We start from the raw sequence: 16868 nt of genomic DNA, 5'->3' as shown, positions 1-16868 counted from the left end.
AATCTATGATAAGGCTCTAGTTTGCCCGTCTTTTTTCATCGATAAATATATCAGCATATAGGATAAATACCCCATTGCCATTACTAATCCGCCAAAGAAAAAGCTTGAAAAAAGAGCTTCTTCAATCGCTGCCAACGCTGCCAAGACAGCCCAGCTGGAATACAAATAGACCATAAAGATTAATTCATTATTTTTTAATTTGTATAACATGTACAAACCTGCGATTGAAAAACATCCCAACGCCAGCCTGAAAAGAACCAAATGGTCAAAGTGAAAACCAAATGACACAAAAGAAAACGACAACAGCAGCAAAATAGGCAAAGCTTTTATGAAATATCTCATATCCATATCTATCATCCCCCGCTTTGGTCCTCTTAATTATAGATAAAATTTTGGGAACGCAGTTGATTTCGTGAGTAATTTCACAAAATTGCCAAGATTTCTCTTCACCTAATCGACATATTTTACACAGTCACATCACGTTTACAAAAACTCCACCACGCCACGGTCAAAAAGGTGATCAGATGAATGGCAATAATAAAAATTGAAAATACAGGACTTGTCCCATCAAATAATGGATTTACCCCGCCTGCGTATTGCCTGAAATCAGTATTGGCAAACAATAGAAATTTTCCCCACTGATTCTCCATCACATCGAAAATCGTTACCAATGTTTTGGCTATGTATATCACTACAAAAGAAACCACTAAAGAAAATACGCTGTTTTTTAATAAAGCGGAGCATAAAAAAGCAAAAGCAATCATCATAAAAATTTCAAGCCATTGCGAAGCAATCCAGATAAGCGTATTTGAAAACAAAACACCCGCTCTTTCATCTATGTTCACCCCGAAAAACACCAATCCATAAACAAGTGTCAACGAATAATATATGATAAAAAGGTAGATGCTGGCTAAAATAGAAGTCGTCCATTTAGAAAGAAGAATCTTCCACCGTTTCACAGGACGTATTAGCAAAAATTTAATCGTTCTTTTATCAAATTCAGATGAAACGATCGTCGCTGCAATAACTACTGAAAAAAGCTGCAATATTATGTTTAAATTAGGAGCGTAAGAAAAATACCCAATAAAATGATCCTCAACCCTCGCGCTCATCAACAGCCTTTTGATAAAAAGCGCCATTAAAAATTGCAGGACCGCCATACTTATCAATGCTACGACTACAATTCTTTTTTTGAACAGCTTTTTATGCTCATTTCGAATCAGTCTGTTCATACTCTTCCCCTTCTCTTTCGCGCATAACGTTTTCAGTTGTCCAATCGATAAAGCTTTCCTCAAGTGATCGTTTAACAGGAATTACACTAAATATATCAATGCCATCAATGGACATTCTTCGGCATAAATCGGGGACTTGCTCTTTTTTCACCTTTACTAAGAGAAAATCTCCATTTGCTTCTGCTTCAAAACCTTGGCCGCTCAGCCAGCTGAGTGCATTCTCCTGCGGACGAAGCTCCATACGAAGAGTAAGTTCGGTTTCAAGGTTTTCCGATAAGCTTACGGTTGACTTAATTTTTCCATTTTGAATAATGATGACTCGATCACAAAGCTCCTCCACCTCACTAAGAAGGTGAGATGCAATGAGAATAGCGACATTTTCACGTTTTGCGAGTTCTTTTATATGCTCCCTGAAATCCTTCATCCCCGCGGGATCTAACCCATTAGTCGGTTCGTCCAAAATCAACAGGCTGGGCGAATGCAGAATTCCCTGGGCAATCCCTAGCCGCTGCCTCATTCCAAGCGAATAAGCTTTCACCTTATCGTCGATCGCGTGGCTTAATCCGACCCGCTCTACGACTTCATCGATTCTTGTTTTGGAAATGTTGCCCGCCATTTCGGCATACTGCTGGAGATTCTCATACCCAGTCATATTTTGATAAAATTCAGGATTTTCAATGATGGCTCCGACAAAACGGATAGCTTCCTCAAATTCCTGATTGAGAGGAAATCCATTAATTAAAATAGTCCCTTCGTTTTTTTCCATTAAACCGACGATAATTTTGATGAGTGTTGTTTTTCCTGAGCCGTTTGGTCCCAGCAATCCGACAATTTCTCCGGGATAAACATCTAAGCTGATTTCTTCTAAAATCTTCTTTTTCCCGATTTTCTTATGTATATTGTTAACCGTTAAAACCGGCTTGATTGTCATTGCTTTAAAGCCCTCCCATTCTAGTATATAGTATACCATTTACAGTCATTTTTCTGGTTAAAAGGGTGTTTCCAATTTGGAGCTTGATATGTCAAAAGGGTCTTTTTTATGGCGGTGTACGGAAATCCGCATCATCGACTCTAATTCATCTATGAAAAGGAAAAGATGGAGCATCTGTAGATAGCTCCATCTTATTCATTGGAATATTTTAGAAGGATTGATTAACGTTTTGTTCAGAAGTAACTCCGTGTTTTTTCTCTGATTCAGCAACAATAACGGCGCAGGCAGCATCTCCCGTAATATTGACTGCAGTCCTTGCCATATCAAGCAAGCGGTCAATCCCTAATATAAGTGCAATCCCTTCAACAGGAAGATTGACGGATTGCAGCACCATGGCCAGCAGGATCAAACCGACTCCGGGCACCCCGGCAGTACCTACACTTGCAAGAACAGCAGTTAGAACAACAGTGACAAGCTCCACAAAAGTCAGATTGACATCATATACCTGGGCGATAAACACTGTTGCAACACCTTGCATGATCGCTGTTCCATCCATATTAATGGTTGCTCCCAAAGGTTGAACAAAGCTGCTTATCGATTTCGGCACCTTTAAATTTTTTTGGGCAGTTTCCATTGACATCGGAAGTACCGCGTTACTGCTCGATGTACTGAAAGCTACAACCATAGCAGGTGAAAAGCCCTTAAAGAAAGCAATCGGATTTAACTTGCCTAATACGGCAACAGTAGAACCATACGTAACAGCCATGTGGATAATCAAGGCTAAAAGAACAACAATAAAATAGAGTCCCATTGCTTGGATTGCGCTAAAGCCTTGGCTTCCAATTGCAGAAGCAATCAATCCAAATGTACCGTAGGGAGCAAATTTCATAACGAGACCGACAAGATACATCATGAGGTCATTTCCCTGCTCTAAAATTTTCAACAGCCCTTCTGTCTTCTTACCGAGCATAGCAATTCCAAGCCCGATAAATATAGAAAACACAATGATTTGGAGCATGTCTCCATTTGCGAACGCCTCGATTGGATTTTTAGGGATAATGTTCATAAGCGTTTCAGCCGTTGATGGTGCTTCTTTTGCTTCATAGCTTCCTGCGTTCTCAGGAGTGATATTTCCCACTTCACCCGGTTTGATCAACAACGTAAGAACAAGCCCTATAATAATTGCAACAGTAGTGGTTAATAGAAAATAGGAGATCGTTTTTGCACCAATCCGACCTAATTTTTTTGGGTCTCCAAGCCCCGCCACTCCTAAAGTAATCGAAAAGAAAACGATTGGAATCACAATCATATTAATCAAATTTAAAAAGATTTTGCCTAAAGGGGAAAATAAATATGGATCCAGCACATCAAATGCTTGAGGTGCAAAAACGTTCAAGATAATTCCGACGATAGCACCTACAATAAGTGCAATGATGATTCTTGTTGCAAGTTTCATAGATTTACCTCCTAAAAAATAATAAAAAAAACCACGAGTTCATTCGCGGCTTCGTGCTCTATTCAGACATAGAGATCCCACATATGACTCTCTTCACGTATACGGGGTTAGCTGTCGGGTTCGGACGAAGAGATGTCCGTTTTTATACATAAAACGTATAAAAATTCACCCCGTAATGATTTTGGGTCCCCCATTCCTTCAAAAAAGGATTAAACGAGTGTAGTATAGTTTTGTAATATAATTAAACACCATTATTTCCATCTTGTAAATAGTTTTTCAAGTATGTCAACTTTTGTTAACACCGACCGTTTCCTCTGTACTGCTATTTGTCACATCAAGAACATCCAAGAGAAAGACAACTACGGGAATACCGATTATCAATCCCCATATTCCAAAATAATGCTCGGAAAAAATCAATACGATAAATGTCATAAAGATAGGGAGCTCAGTTTTTGCAGACATAAGCTTCGGGTTGAGAAAATACGCTTCAATCGCATGAATGATCATAATAACGATAAACATATAGAACACATAGATCCAGTCGCCGATGCTATAGGCAATAATACTGAGAGGGATCAAGGACAAGACGACTCCGGCCACCGGAATCAGCCCCAGGAAAAAGACCATAACGGCCAGGCCGAACAACTGCGGAAAACCCATGATCCAGAGAGAAATCGTAGTAAGAGCACAATTTACAATCGCAATGATAAATTGTGCTTCTAATACCTTTCCAAACGTCTTTACAAATTTCCCACCGAAAAAAGCAATCTCTTTATAAAAAATCGCCAATTTGCTCGTTTTAAATTTTTGCATAAAAGCGACCAAACGGCCTTTTTCGATTAAGAAAAACATACTGAGAATTAATGAGAGAAAAACTTGCAGACTGAATGAACTCACATCAGCAAGGTATGTATAAAGAAAATTAAGCCCCTTTTCAAAATATCCCGAAAGATTCACGTCTCCAAACACAGTGGTGATCTCATAATAAAATGGAATATTCTCTTCTGGACGAGCAGACAGTTCTTTCGCCAAATCTGCCAACTGCTTGATTTGATCCGCGACCACAGGATAATAGTTGAAGATTCCGATTGCCAATAAGCCGCCAAGCGTAATATATAAACTGGTTATCACCACTTTTTGACTCACTTTTAAAAAGTGGTTAAGAAATCCTCTTACTACGTTTTCCAGCCTGTCCATCAAAAAAGTAAAGATAAACGTGAGTAAAATAAGATTCATCATTCCTCGAAAAAGATAAAGGACAGCAGCTATGATAAGAAAAACAAAAAATCGCCTTACTCCCGCATGCTGTAAAAATTTATTCCATGCTGCCGACATTTATTACACTCCAGTCAAATACATCAAGATAAGTAAAATTATATAATAAAAAGACGCGAAAATCTCTTTTCGCGCAGAAAACTTTGCAAAAATATTTAGAATTTCATCAGTTTTCGTCAAATTTTTTCTTTTTATATATTATCAGGCAGATTAATAGTATGGCGACTGTCCATGCGGCTATGATTAGAAAGTGTGAATAGATTTCATTTCCAAGGTTTGATGCCATTGTCAGGTTCATACCGTCGATAAGATGCCGAGAAGGGAGCCATTCAAGCACTGTTACAATCGGTTGAATATCAATTGCATCTTTTATAATCGATCCTATAAAAAAGACGAACATGATCGGCAATCCAATGACCGACGATTGCATGACATTACTGCTGATTAATCCAATCAAGGTACCCAATCCAATGAAAAAAATAGTTGTCAAGGAGATTAAAAGCATGAGAACAGGATAATGATGAACCGCTCTGTCACTGATTTCGACAGATAATATGCTGACAATCAAAGAGGTCAAAAAAGTAATGATTCCTTTTCCGGCTAATACTTCAAGTGCAGAGGCTGGAGACAGCATTAATACCTTTAACGTATGTTTTTCTTTTTCTTCTGCAAGTAAAAGGTGTAGCTTGAAATAAAGTTTAAATCATTTCCACTTGTTTTTTCATCAATCACGTACGATTGCGAAATAAGAAAAGCATATTTCTTTTTCTGAAGTGGTTTATGAATTCTATAGTATATAGGACATACAATTGCAGGAAATTGATTCAATATTCTGATCCTTTGTTATTTTAATCGATCCTACGTTTTCTATAAATAACTACCGTAGTAACTATTGATATAGCTGCCCACACCAAGAGTATAAGTATATTTTCGATGATTCCACTAAAGCCTTCTCCATTGATTAAGGCAACCCAAATGGTGTTTAGTTGCTCATTTGGTAAATAATCGATGATCTTTAAGAAGGTTTTATTTTCCACCATTGATTTAAACATAGAGCTCATCCCAAAGACTACTAATACAGGCATTCCAATAATACTTGTTTCCATTACGGTTCTTGAAATCAAGCCGAGAATGGTTCCAGTCGCAATATAAAAAACCAAACCCAATAGTACACTTACTGCAAATAATGGAGGTGATGGGACCTTGAAGTTCGATAAAAAGACAGAGCCAATAATCACAACAATGGTCATAACAGCAGATAATGCACTTTTTCCTACAAAAATTTCAGCTATACTAGCAGGCGATAACAATAATCCTCTTAATGTATTTTTCTCTTTTTCCTCTGCCACCATTGCAGCTTGAATAAAAGCACCTGCAATGACAAGAGCAAGATTAATGGGATAGGTGCTAAAGACGCCATTTCCTTCACTCATACGACCTAATAAAGCTGCAAAAACTAAAGGGATTGCTAATGTAAAGATGACGTAGGAATTTCTTTGCAAATCTTTCCAATCCTTTATAAATATGGCGTTTACTCGTTTAAAAGAAAAAGTCATGATAAGTTCCTCCCTGTTAATTGTACAAAAATGTCTCCAAGTGTCGGCTCATTGGAATGAATCGTCAGAATCTGTCCATCTTTCATATATTGGTAGATTTCCTTTGCTCCTTCTTCGTCTTTCTCAACAACCACTGTACGATTTCCTTTTAATAAAAGAGAAATCGTTGTGTTTTTTTGTTGTGCTCTTACATTTCGGGGTGTATCCAGTAGCATGATCTCCCCGTTATTCAAGAACGCAACTCGATCACAAAGGTCTTCTGCTTCTTGCATGTCATGGGTTGTTAAAAAAATGGTTGTCCCTTCTTGATTCAATTTTTTCAGGCCCGCATGAATATGCTTTGTATTGATTGGGTCTAAGGCAGAAGTTGGTTCGTCTAAAAAGAGAAGATCGGGTTTATGTAAGATAGCTCTTGCCAATGTGATCCTCTGCTTCATCCCTTTTGATAGTTTTTGAACCGATTTCTTCTTATCTTGTATTAGATTAACAGATTCAAGAACCTCATTGATTCTACTTTTGTCCACATCATATAAATCACAATATAATGTAAGGTTATCGTAGATACTAAGCCGTTCATAAAGGCCACTATTATCCGTTAAGATTCCGATTCTCTTCATAAAAGTCGGATCTTTTAATTTTTGGATTGGTTGACCGAACACCATAACCTCTCCAGCTGTTGGATGAAGTTGGGCTGTCAAAATTTTAATCGTTGTCGTTTTACCGGAACCACTTGGTCCTAAGAAACCAATTGTTTCTCCTTTTTTCACTTCAAAATTTACATTTTTTAAAGCCATCTTGGTTTCAAATGATTTAACAAGTTCTCTTACTTCGATAACATTTTCCATTTCTGTTACTCCTTTTCCCGTTTCTGCTTCTTGATTCAAGTTTAGTTGCAATTCGAGCGAAATGCAGTAATATCAAGGCGAAAAGAGTATAAAAACGGGTGAATGGTACTAATTTCAGGGTGAATGGAGCATTTTTTTGAACAAAAATGCTCTTTAAGAAGTGAACGTTAAATTCCGAGGATCACTTTTAACTCATTTAATTTTCCTTTGGATAATGGAACAGAGCTTTTCTTAGAATCTTCAAGAATGAGGCAATAACTATTTCTAGTCCAAGTAATCACTTCACGTACCTTTTGTAAATTGACAATATAGGATCGATGACAACGAAAAAATCCAAATGATTGCAATCGTCCAAATAGGTCATTCAATGTAATGGAACAGGGAAAGACTTCTCCATTTACATGTAGGTGTGAAATCCCTTCATTACCCTCAACGAAGACAATCTCCGTAGGATCGAATAGAATTATTTTATCGTCGACTTTTGCTGGAATCTTTTCAAACCGTAATGGTCTGTGAATGGTAGTAGCTTCCCCTTCTGCTTGTTCTTTACCATTGTTTTCCTCTTCAGCAGTTGAAGTTTCTATTTCTTCATTCACGATTGTCGGCTGCGAATCTATTACCTGGTCATCTATTGAAACGGAATGCAAACACCCTTTTCCTCATCAATGACGTCAATTTTCTTTAAGCCTTCCTCATTCAGACGGTAAACCGTATTTGTCATAGTAATGGCACTTTCAAAGTTGTTTGTCGTAATGAGAACGGATTTTCCTTGTCCTTTGAACTCCTCTAATACTCTTTGCATAATGATTTTACTTTCGATATCAATATTTTGATCGGGCTCTTCCATAACGATCAAGTCCGGCTGATGCAATATTACCCTAGCAAGCTGTATCCGTTTCTTTTCAGAATACGAAAGTTTGCTAATTTTCGTTTTCACTTTCTCAGCTAACCCAACTTTTTGAAGGAGAGAATCAATCTCTACGTTCACATCATATAACCTTTTTAAAAAATTAAGGTACTCCCTCGGTGTCAGTCGTTCATACATCGCTTCATCCAATAAAAATAACCCTACACGGTTAGATAGGCTTTTAAAATGGTGGTTTAGAGGCAAGCCTTCCAGCAATACCTCCCCATTTGAAAGGGATGTCTCTCCAATCATCATCATGATTAACTGTTTTCCAACTTCATTATTGCACTGAATCGCAATAATCTCTTCTTTATGAATATCTAAATCTATCTTTGGAAATATAATCGTATTTCCTTTACTTTTTTCAATTTGTTTTATTTGCAATAAGCTCATGTTATTTATACACCTCAAGTTGGAAATTTTTTAGAATAAATCAAGTGATAGTATTGAAATATATCGTACCTGTTCGTGCAACCTCTTATTTTATTAATTAATAAATCTCCATCGGATCAAATAGAATAATTTTTTCATTTATTTTTGCTGGCACCCAATTTAAGCGGATGACTCGCCATTTCTTCTATTTCCGGGTCCTGTATTTCATTAGTATTTTCCAGCCCAGAGTTTACTTTTCGAATCCCGGTTTCATCCATACGGTACACTTCATCAGTAACACTTATAGCTTCTTCCAAATTAGATGTAATGACTAAAACGGTATAGCCGTTTTCAGGAAGCTCTTTAATAAACCGGCGGATAATCATCGAGGAATGGACGTCTGTGTTTTGTTCAGGCTCTTGCAATATCACAATATCCTGCTGGTGTATAATAGCCCTTGCTAAATGAAGTGCCGCTTTTCAGAAAAAGTCAGGATCGAAATCTTATCTACAACTTTATCAAGCAGGCTTGTTGCCTCGAGGGCAAAACCCAAATCTGCTTTTACTCCATAAAGGCTGCTGAAAAAGGTTAAATACTGTTTTACAGTCAGACTATCGTATAATTCCTCGTCTAAAAGACTTCTTCCAATTTTGATCTTCTCATTAGAAAAACGAATTTCCCCGCCAGAACTTGTATCCTTCTTTAATAAAAGCTGAATAAGAGTGTATCCCATATCTTTATTGCATTTTATGGCGATGCATGCTCCCTTTTTTATTTCAAGATCGATTGGTGGAAGCTGCACTGTATTTCCCGTTTTTTCCGAAAGCTAATTGATCGTTATGTAAGTCACATTAAAATTTCCTAACCACTAATGTATAACAATATTATACAGGGATATTATGCTTATGCGGCAGCAGATACTTTTTTCATGTTATCCAGTGACTATCTTAATAGTTCATTCCATAATTGGGCATATTTAAGTTGACTAGTAAAGGAGGGTTTTCATGAAAGAGGGACAACAAGAATACGAAGGAACGAATGTTCAAGGCGATGAGCATTTGCTTTCCAGCAGCATATCTGCAACGAATGAAACCGAGGATACATTAACCAACAGGCAAGGTCACCCTGTAACAGACAATCAAAATATGAGAACTGTAGGAAATCGCGGGCCTACCACATTGGAGAATTATGATTTTCTCGAAAAAATCAGCCACTTTGACCGTGAACGAATTCCTGAGAGAGTAGTTCATGCCCGCGGTGCAGGAGCCCACGGCTATTTCGAAGCCTACGGAAGCTTTGGTGACAAACCGATTTCAAAGTATACAAGAGCTAAAATTTTTCAGGAGAAGGGCAAGAAAACCCCTGCGTTTGTCCGATTTTCATCAGTTATCCACGGCAACCATTCACCTGAAACACTCCGTGATCCGCGAGGTTTTGCCGTTAAATTTTACACAGAGGACGGGAACTGGGATCTAGTTGGAAATAATTTAAAAATTTTCTTTATTCGAGATGCCCTCAAATTCCCGGACCTGGTTCATGCGTTTAAACCGGATCCTGTGACAAACCGTCAAGATCAGGAACGAATTTTTGATTTTGTTTCTCAGTCTCCGGAAGCTACGCATATGATCACCTTTCTGTTTTCGCCATGGGGCATTCCCGCCAACTACAGACAAATGCAAGGATCTGGGGTTCATGCCTACAAATGGGTCAATCAAGAAGGAAAAGCCGTTCTTGTAAAGTATCATTTTGAACCGAAGCAGGGAATTAAAAATCTGACACAAAGCGAAGCAGAAGAAATTCAAGGAAAAAATTTCAACCATGCCACACAGGATTTATATGAAGCGATTGAAAATGGAGAGTATCCGGAATGGGAGCTTTTTGTCCAAATCATGAGTGATGGCGAGCATCCGGAGCTCGATTTTGACCCGCTTGATCCAACAAAGCTTTGGTATAAGGAAGACTTTCCGTGGGTACCTATTGGGAAGCTTGTGTTGAATAAAAATCCGGAGAACTACTTTGCTGAAGTGGAGCAAGCCGCCTTCGGAACGGGAGTACTTGTAGACGGACTCGATTTTTCTGATGATAAGCTGCTTCAAGGCCGGACGTATTCCTATTCTGACACCCAGCGTTACAGAGTGGGGCCTAATTATTTGCAGCTTCCGATCAACGCACCGAAAAAACATGTCGCGACCAACCAGCGAGACGGGCAGATGGAATATCGAGTAGACCGTGGTCCAGACCAAAATCCTCATGTCAATTACGAACCTTCCATAATCGGCGGCCTGAAGGAAGCAAAACAAGATGGAAAAGACCATACTCCCCACGTAGAGGGAGACGTCAAACGAGAAGCCATCGACCGCCCGAATAACTTTGGACAGGCCGGAGAAACTTACCGGCGATTAACAGACTTTGAACGAGATGAGCTGATCAAGAATTTAGTGAATGCCTTATCCACCTGCAGAAAAGAAATTCAAGACCAAATGATTGAGAATTTTACAAAGGCAGACCCTGATTATGGTAAACGGGTAGCAGAAGGCTTAAAAATGGAATCTGACAAAAACAGCAAAGGACCTATCGGCTCCACTCAATCTGAACAAGCGATTATGCAGGCTCGTGAAGAAAGCCATCCTTCAGATCCTTATTGATTGTTTTTTTGGCTGGAAGTTGAGGTGAGAAAAAGCGCTTTTTGATAAGGTGCAAATAAGAGGAGTATCGAGGAAAAAAAAGGATGCACGGGTGCAATTATGTCGTGCACCCGTACAATTATGGCGTGCATGCACCCGTGCAATTATAGCGTGCACCAGGTGCAATTGTGGCATGCACCCGTGCAATTAAGGCATTAATTTTCCGAAAGCGTTTTCTTAGCGGAAAATAACCGATGATTGACACTTATGCGCGATTTCACTTGGTTTATGCACGATCTTTCCTGGTTTATGATCGATTTTGAGATTTTATTTGCGATCTTGATCCTTTATTTGCGATTCTCAGTTTTTATTTGCGATCACGACTTGTTTTTTGTTAATTCCACCTGATTACTAGTACCTTAGGGTTCGTACTATTTCACTCGCTGCTCTCAATCTCTGTTTCAGGCTTCTCGTGCTGCTCAAGCCGTTCGATAATTCTTCTCTTTTTATAAAGCATGTTTCCTGTTTCAGCCAATTCTTGAATGGTGGCCCGGTTTGTAATGGCGCCAAATAAAATTCCTGCAATCGGAACCATTTGCAAAAGCTTTTTCCATCCAAATGAATCGCGATAGCTGTAAACTACTTCGCGCCAGCCTTGAATTTGCGAGAGCATGTTTCGGTGGGATTCCATTTTTTGATCGTAGTTGTCCAGCTCTTGTAAAATACTTTTCTTGCCGACTACATCCGCGGATGCCAATTGGAGACATTTTACGATAAAAATTCGTTCTTTCTTTACTTTCGGATTATATCCGTAGGCTACCGCGATATCCTGCAGGGTTTTCAGTGACAATCCTAAAACGGCCGGAATATCGATAGCCAATGTTAAGATGCCGCCAATTCCTGTTGTTGCTCCTTGCACCGTTGCTGCGTGGGATCTATTTTTCCCCATTACCGTGCTGATTTCTTCCATTACGGAAAGAGGAGCTTTTTTTATATCTTCAATATCATTGATTTCTGCTTCAGGTACTTTTTTAGAAATTTGTTTAATAATATGTTTTTGGCTGGTTAAGTATTGTCCCCCAGTTTGGATAAAGCTGCCGATTTCGTCAAGAATGACGCCAATTTTCCGTTGGATGAAAGCAGGTGTCAGCTTATCCAAAATCAGAAAAGGCAACCGCCCGAGTTTTTCCCAGAACCAGACCTTTTGCTGATCCTTTTCCCACTTATGAATTTCTTTTAATTGTTTTCTCAAAATGTCAGGGTGTTCAATTGGCATAAAAAGGTTTCCTCCCCTGGAAGATTCGTTTCTTCTATTGTAATACATTACGTTTTATTCTGCTCCATTGGGGTAAACTTAAAACAAATCCAAAAGGAAAGGAATGATGTGAAATGCCATGGACCATGAACGATTATCCCAATTCCTTAAAAAATTTGGATCCCGCAGTGAAAAAGAAAGCCATTGAGATAGCCAATGCGATGGTAGATGAAGGATACGAAGAGGGACGCGCAATCCCGATCGCCACCAGCCAGGCAAAGGAATGGCATGAAAATGCAAGCAAAAGCGAAATTGATGAGCTCCTTCATGATACAGATGTTGAAGAAAGAGACGATTCTGATGATAATGACGCGAGACCCGAGCTCATGGATCAGGCCGCTCACGTTATCAAGCATGATGACGGGTGGGCCGTCAAAACAGAAAAAGCAAAACGAGCCAGCTATGTAAAAGAAACGAAGCAAGAAGCGATCGACAGGGCGGAAGAAATCGCCAAAAATAAAGGGACAAAGCTTGTCATTCAGAAAAGAGACGGATCGGTTCAACGAACGAAAAACTTTTCCTAATATATACCGGCATATGCAATAATATTGCAATGCCGGTTTTTTTTGTTTATATTTCTTCCGGAGCCTCTATTCCGAGGATGTCCATTGACTCTTTTAAAAGTAATACGGTCTGCCTGCAGACAGCAAGTTTCGTAAATTGCTCTTTCTTGTCATCTGACAACACTCTTTGCTGTTGGTAAAACTGATTAAAATGCTTACATATTGATAGAGCATACTTGGCAATATGGGAAGGCTTATGTTCAGATACACTTTTCTTTAATACGTCCGGATATACAGACAAAGTTTTTAACAGCCTCCACGTCTCCGGAAAATCAAGAAAGGTCTCCTTAATCTCTGCTGTTGAATCTGTTTGCTCTCCAGCCTTTCTAATCAGACTCTTGATTCTTGCATAGGTATATTGAAGATACGGTCCTGTCTCACCTTCAAACCGAAGAGCTTCCTTTAATGAGAAATTCACATCGTTTTTCCGGTCGTTCTTTAAATCTCCAAAGATGACCGCACCCGTTCCCATCGCTTTTGCTGTTTGATCATGAATAGTCCGGTCCGGGTTTTTCTCCTTTGAAATCTCTATTGCACTCGAGATAGCCTGCTTCATTACTTCCTTTAACGTAATTACACGGCCTCTCCTGGTCGACATTTTCTTACCTTCGAGTCTCATTAATCCAAACGAAACATGGAAGCAGTCTTTTGCCCATTCATACCCCATTTTCTCCAAGACGGCAAAAATTTGTTTAAAATGCAGGGTCTGTTCTCCCCCAACAACATAGAGAAGCTTTTCCCCTTTCATTATTTCATGACGATAGATAGCCGTGGCCAAATCTCTTGTCGCATAGATGGAAGACCCGTCGGATTTAATAATTAAGCAAGGCGGCAGATCGTATTCCTCCAGTTTTACAACCATGGCGCCGTCGCTTTCCTCCAGAAGCCCTTTTTCTTCGAGTTCATCGATGACGGCCTGCATTTTGTCATTGTAAAAGCTCTCGCCAAGCACTTCTTCAAAATCAACGCCAAGAAACCGGTACATATCATTAAACTCCTCTTTGCTGACTGCGACAAATTGCTCCCAAAGACCTCTTGCTTCCTGGTCCCCTTTTTCCAGCTTGTGAAACCAGCTTCTTGCCTCGTCTATAAGACCGGGGTCGTTCTCTGCTTCTTCGTGGAATTGGACATAAAGCTCAAATAAATGATCAACCGGTGAAGCATTTAGTTTGTCTTCATTTCCCCATTTTTTATAAGCTGCGATTTGTTTTCCGAATTGTGTTCCCCAGTCTCCAAGATGGTTGACACGAACAGGCACATGTCCTGTTTTTTTGTATAAATGATACAGCGCGTTCCCAATAACAGTGGAACGCAGATGTCCGATTCCAAAAGGCTTCGCGATGTTAGGAGAAGACATATCGATAATCACTTTTTTCCCATTCCCAAAGTTTAAATTTCGAAACTGATTCTCGCTTATTTTATCAATAAGCATTTTGCCATAAATAGCTTTGTTAAAAGTAAGGTTTACGTAAGGTCCTTCTGCATTTGCTTTAATTCCCGTGATGTTCCACTCTTTCGCAAGCTGAGCAGCGATTTGCTGTGGTGCCATTCTTTTTTCTTTAGCCAAATGAAAGCAAGGAAAGGCAGCATCACCAAGCTCCTCATTCGGAGGTATTTCAATGAGAGAAAGAAGAGCATCCGCACCTCCATGTGTAAGCTTTGCCAATTCCGTTGCAGCTAGCCATTTTATCATTGCGCTTCATCCTTTCTTCAAATAAAAAAGCCTCCGCCTCTCTTAAAGAGGCGAAAGCTTAGTTCCACGGTACCACTCTTATGACACAAAAAATGTCACTCATACACGATAACGGTTGCTCACCGTGCCTGCCTACTCTGTTTCAGCAAGCCTTTTCATGGGTGCGGTTCTTTTATCCTTCAAAAATCGGCTTCCACCATCCCGACTCGCTGCTTTTTTTCAGATAAAGTACTCTCCCAATCATAAAATGTAAATAATTGTTCTTATTTTACGTCAAGCCGCAAGCTGAATCAACCCCAATTCTCTCAAAACAGTTGGGATGTTTCATCCAGCCTCAAGAAGGAAATAAGTATAGTAACAACGAAGAAAGAGGTGAAAAAGCATGTTAGGTTTTCTTGTTTCATTACTCGTGGCTATTGTGATCGGATTAATCGGAAGTGCAATCGTTGGCAATCGCATGCCAGGTGGAATACTTGGAGCAATGGTTGCCGGCCTCGTCGGAGCATGGATTGGTCATTCACTGCTTGGAACATGGGGTCCTACTCTCGCTGGATTCGCCATCCTTCCCGCCATTATCGGAGCGGCTATCTTCGTATTTATTCTCAGCTTAATTATGAGAAATTCAAATCGAAGCCACAGCCATTAATGATATGATTAATTTAGAAAAGCACGGATTCGGGTGAAACCCGGATCCGTGTTTTTTTGTTGACAATATCCTTTATAGGGAATAAAATTTGCCCTGAGGAAACAATTTGTTGTTAATCAAAATTGATAGAAACTCAGGTGGAAAAATGAAGAATAATAATGGTTTACTTCAAGAATCTGCGCTTTCTCATAGTGCTCAAGCAGCATTAGACGGACAAACGAGCGGAATCAGAAAAGTTCTCCCTTTTTTAGGACCTGCGTTTATCGCTGCTATCGCGTATATTGATCCAGGAAATTTCGCTACAAATATAACTGCAGGATCAACCTACGGGTACATGCTTCTCTGGGTTATCCTATTATCAAATTTAATGGCAATGCTCATCCAATCATTATCAGCCAAGCTGGGCATTGCGACAGGAAAAAATCTTCCGGAGATCGCCAGACAAGAATTTCCTAAACCGGTCTCTTACGGATTGTGGATTCAAGGGGAATTGGTTATCATGGCTACCGATTTGGCTGAATTTATCGGAGCGGCACTTGGCATTTATTTATTATTCGGAATCCCTATGCTGCAATCCGCCCTTATCGCAGCCGTTGGTTCCTTTGCCATTTTAGAGCTTCAAAGAAGAGGTGTTCGCTCGCTTGAAGCCGGAATCGCAGGAATGCTTATGATTGTTGTGGTCTCTTTTGCGGTTCAAACCTTTTATGCTCACCCTGATGTTCCCTCTATCCTGACAGGGTTCATAACACCACAATTTCAAGGAACCAATAGTATTTTGCTTGCAGCGGGAATTTTAGGGGCCACCGTTATGCCGCATGCTATTTATTTGCACTCTGCATTAACTCAAAGAAGAGTCATTGGTAAAACGGATACTGAGCGTAAAAAGATTTATCAATTTGAAAAAATCGATATTGTTATCGCCATGGTTATAGCTGGTGCAATAAATGCCAGTATGCTAATTATCTCAGCTGCTTTGTTTTTTAAACACGGAATGATTATCGAAGATTTAGATATCGCCTATGAACAATTCGGCCATCTAATTGGTCCTGGTTCAGCGATTTTGTTCGGAATTGGACTGTTGATTGCAGGTTTGTCAAGCTCATCAGTAGGTACGATGTCCGGGGATGTTATTATGCAGGGTTATATTAACTTCAGAATCCCTATTTATATAAGAAGGCTAATTACAATGATTCCGCCGCTTGCCATTATCGCTTGCGGTGTGAATCCGACAACTGCTCTTGTCGTAAGCCAAGTCGTGTTATCATTCGGAATTGCTTTTGCTTTAGTTCCGCTGATTATGTTTACGAGCAGCAAGCGGATTATGGGTTCTCTCGTGAATCGCCGCCTGGTCACCGGACTTGCGTGGATCATCGCAGGTTTGATAATCGTATTAAATCTGTATCTTTTAGGGCAAACCTTTTTAGGTTAACCCGTATCATTTCATTCATTTCTT

At 39.6% G+C, this 16868-nt stretch carries 17 protein-coding genes, 1 pseudogene, 1 riboswitch and 1 other annotated feature; of the genes and pseudogenes, 4 read left to right on the top strand and 14 right to left on the bottom strand.

Features of this window, described 5'->3' with window-relative positions:
• Nucleotides 1–3: 3 nt before the first annotated feature.
• From JOC74_RS22010 to JOC74_RS21955, 12 genes and pseudogenes are all read right to left on the bottom strand, one after another.
• Nucleotides 4–342, bottom strand: coding sequence for a hypothetical protein (locus JOC74_RS22010; RefSeq protein ID WP_053606216.1), 339 nt, complete (start codon nt 340–342; stop codon nt 4–6).
• A 122-nt stretch (nt 343–464) separates the two neighbouring features.
• Nucleotides 465–1232 carry an ABC transporter permease gene (locus JOC74_RS22005; RefSeq protein ID WP_053605668.1) on the bottom strand — a complete coding sequence of 256 codons (768 nt, stop codon included), beginning with the start codon at nt 1230–1232 and terminating at the stop codon, nt 465–467.
• A complete protein-coding gene (locus JOC74_RS22000) occupies nt 1210–2163 on the bottom strand; it encodes an ABC transporter ATP-binding protein (RefSeq protein WP_053605667.1) in 954 nt (317 codons plus the stop codon). The genes JOC74_RS22005 and JOC74_RS22000 overlap by 23 nt, the downstream gene beginning before the upstream one ends.
• Nucleotides 2164–2371: 208 nt before the next feature.
• Entirely contained in the window at nt 2372–3619 is a 1248-nt protein-coding gene (locus JOC74_RS21995; RefSeq protein WP_053605666.1) for a dicarboxylate/amino acid:cation symporter, read from the bottom strand.
• 82 nt (nt 3620–3701) lie between these two features.
• Nucleotides 3702–3845, bottom strand: a riboswitch (cyclic di-AMP (ydaO/yuaA leader).
• A 59-nt stretch (nt 3846–3904) separates the two neighbouring features.
• A complete protein-coding gene (locus JOC74_RS21990) occupies nt 3905–4954 on the bottom strand; it encodes an AI-2E family transporter (RefSeq protein WP_053605665.1) in 1050 nt (349 codons plus the stop codon).
• Nucleotides 4955–5060: 106 nt separating this feature from the next.
• A pseudogene (locus JOC74_RS21985) lies at nt 5061–5555 on the bottom strand (ABC transporter permease); the annotation flags it as partial.
• A 187-nt stretch (nt 5556–5742) separates the two neighbouring features.
• Nucleotides 5743–6450 (bottom strand): ABC transporter permease, encoded by a 708-nt coding sequence (locus JOC74_RS21980; RefSeq protein ID WP_053605663.1) that lies wholly within the window; start codon nt 6448–6450, stop codon nt 5743–5745.
• Nucleotides 6447–7295, bottom strand: coding sequence for an ABC transporter ATP-binding protein (locus JOC74_RS21975; protein ID WP_053605662.1), 849 nt, complete (start codon nt 7293–7295; stop codon nt 6447–6449). Before JOC74_RS21975 ends, JOC74_RS21980 begins: the two co-directional genes overlap by 4 nt.
• A 167-nt stretch (nt 7296–7462) precedes the next feature.
• Nucleotides 7463–7942 (bottom strand): LytTR family DNA-binding domain-containing protein, encoded by a 480-nt coding sequence (locus tag JOC74_RS24420; protein WP_082364290.1) that lies wholly within the window; start codon nt 7940–7942, stop codon nt 7463–7465.
• The gene (locus JOC74_RS24415) at nt 7924–8595 is read right to left on the bottom strand and encodes an ATP-binding cassette domain-containing protein (protein ID WP_082364287.1); all 672 of its coding nucleotides are present in this window, start codon (nt 8593–8595) and stop codon (nt 7924–7926) included. The genes JOC74_RS24420 and JOC74_RS24415 overlap by 19 nt, the downstream gene beginning before the upstream one ends.
• 134 nt (nt 8596–8729) lie before the next feature.
• Complete coding sequence (locus JOC74_RS21960; protein ID WP_148564359.1) at nt 8730–9005, bottom strand: ATP-binding cassette domain-containing protein; 276 nt, start codon at nt 9003–9005, stop codon at nt 8730–8732.
• A 29-nt stretch (nt 9006–9034) separates the two neighbouring features.
• The gene (locus tag JOC74_RS21955; RefSeq protein ID WP_053605660.1) at nt 9035–9376 is read right to left on the bottom strand and encodes a P-loop NTPase family protein; all 342 of its coding nucleotides are present in this window, start codon (nt 9374–9376) and stop codon (nt 9035–9037) included.
• 202 nt (nt 9377–9578) lie between these two features.
• Here JOC74_RS21955 and katX point away from each other — a divergent pair, with 202 nt between their 5' ends.
• Entirely contained in the window at nt 9579–11219 is a 1641-nt protein-coding gene (katX, locus tag JOC74_RS21950; RefSeq protein WP_053605659.1) for a catalase KatX, read from the top strand.
• A gap of 415 nt (nt 11220–11634) precedes the next feature.
• Here katX and JOC74_RS21945 read toward each other — a convergent pair whose 3' ends face one another.
• A complete protein-coding gene (locus tag JOC74_RS21945) occupies nt 11635–12474 on the bottom strand; it encodes an EcsC family protein (protein WP_053605658.1) in 840 nt (279 codons plus the stop codon).
• A gap of 113 nt (nt 12475–12587) precedes the next feature.
• Here JOC74_RS21945 and JOC74_RS21940 point away from each other — a divergent pair, with 113 nt between their 5' ends.
• Nucleotides 12588–13037 carry a DUF2188 domain-containing protein gene (locus JOC74_RS21940; protein ID WP_211086325.1) on the top strand — a complete coding sequence of 150 codons (450 nt, stop codon included), beginning with the start codon at nt 12588–12590 and terminating at the stop codon, nt 13035–13037.
• 46 nt (nt 13038–13083) lie between these two features.
• Here the strand turns inward: JOC74_RS21940 and argS are convergent, their stop codons facing one another.
• Nucleotides 13084–14769: an arginine--tRNA ligase gene (argS, locus tag JOC74_RS21935; protein ID WP_053605656.1), complete on the bottom strand. Its 1686-nt coding sequence runs from the start codon at nt 14767–14769 to the stop codon at nt 13084–13086.
• A gap of 43 nt (nt 14770–14812) precedes the next feature.
• Nucleotides 14813–15022, bottom strand: a binding site (T-box leader).
• Between the two features lie 129 nt (nt 15023–15151).
• On the opposite strand from argS, the gene JOC74_RS21930 reads away from it, so the two are divergent.
• On the top strand, nt 15152–15415 hold the full coding sequence (locus JOC74_RS21930; RefSeq protein ID WP_053605655.1) for a GlsB/YeaQ/YmgE family stress response membrane protein: 264 nt from the start codon (nt 15152–15154) through the stop codon (nt 15413–15415).
• A 145-nt stretch (nt 15416–15560) separates the two neighbouring features.
• The gene (locus JOC74_RS21925; RefSeq protein ID WP_053606215.1) at nt 15561–16844 is read left to right on the top strand and encodes an Nramp family divalent metal transporter; all 1284 of its coding nucleotides are present in this window, start codon (nt 15561–15563) and stop codon (nt 16842–16844) included.
• The last annotated feature ends 24 nt before the right edge of the window (nt 16845–16868 follow it).

It is taken from the genome of Bacillus capparidis, assembly GCF_017832095.1.
Classification (GTDB): domain Bacteria; phylum Bacillota; class Bacilli; order Bacillales; family Bacillaceae; genus Bacillus; species Bacillus gobiensis.
Note: the sequence above shows the minus strand (reverse complement) of the source record. Positions and strands in the feature narration are given on the sequence as shown.

Excerpts from the sequence above, each read along its gene's own strand:
- JOC74_RS22005 (WP_053605668.1), bottom strand. The coding sequence starts at position 1,232 with ATGAACAGACTGATTCGAAATGAGCATAAAAAGCTGTTCAAAAAAAGA.
- JOC74_RS22010 (WP_053606216.1), bottom strand. The coding sequence starts at position 342 with ATGAGATATTTCATAAAAGCTTTGCCTATTTTGCTGCTGTTGTCGTTT.
- JOC74_RS21930 (WP_053605655.1), top strand. The coding sequence starts at position 15,152 with ATGTTAGGTTTTCTTGTTTCATTACTCGTGGCTATTGTGATCGGATTA.
- katX (WP_053605659.1), top strand. The coding sequence starts at position 9,579 with ATGAAAGAGGGACAACAAGAATACGAAGGAACGAATGTTCAAGGCGAT.
- JOC74_RS22000 (WP_053605667.1), bottom strand. The coding sequence starts at position 2,163 with ATGACAATCAAGCCGGTTTTAACGGTTAACAATATACATAAGAAAATC.
- JOC74_RS21945 (WP_053605658.1), bottom strand. The coding sequence starts at position 12,474 with ATGCCAATTGAACACCCTGACATTTTGAGAAAACAATTAAAAGAAATT.
- JOC74_RS21940 (WP_211086325.1), top strand. The coding sequence starts at position 12,588 with ATGCCATGGACCATGAACGATTATCCCAATTCCTTAAAAAATTTGGAT.
- JOC74_RS21975 (WP_053605662.1), bottom strand. The coding sequence starts at position 7,295 with ATGGAAAATGTTATCGAAGTAAGAGAACTTGTTAAATCATTTGAAACC.
- JOC74_RS21980 (WP_053605663.1), bottom strand. The coding sequence starts at position 6,450 with ATGACTTTTTCTTTTAAACGAGTAAACGCCATATTTATAAAGGATTGG.
- JOC74_RS21995 (WP_053605666.1), bottom strand. The coding sequence starts at position 3,619 with ATGAAACTTGCAACAAGAATCATCATTGCACTTATTGTAGGTGCTATC.
- JOC74_RS21990 (WP_053605665.1), bottom strand. The coding sequence starts at position 4,954 with ATGTCGGCAGCATGGAATAAATTTTTACAGCATGCGGGAGTAAGGCGA.
- JOC74_RS21925 (WP_053606215.1), top strand. The coding sequence starts at position 15,561 with ATGAAGAATAATAATGGTTTACTTCAAGAATCTGCGCTTTCTCATAGT.
- JOC74_RS24415 (WP_082364287.1), bottom strand. The coding sequence starts at position 8,595 with ATGAGCTTATTGCAAATAAAACAAATTGAAAAAAGTAAAGGAAATACG.
- argS (WP_053605656.1), bottom strand. The coding sequence starts at position 14,769 with ATGATAAAATGGCTAGCTGCAACGGAATTGGCAAAGCTTACACATGGA.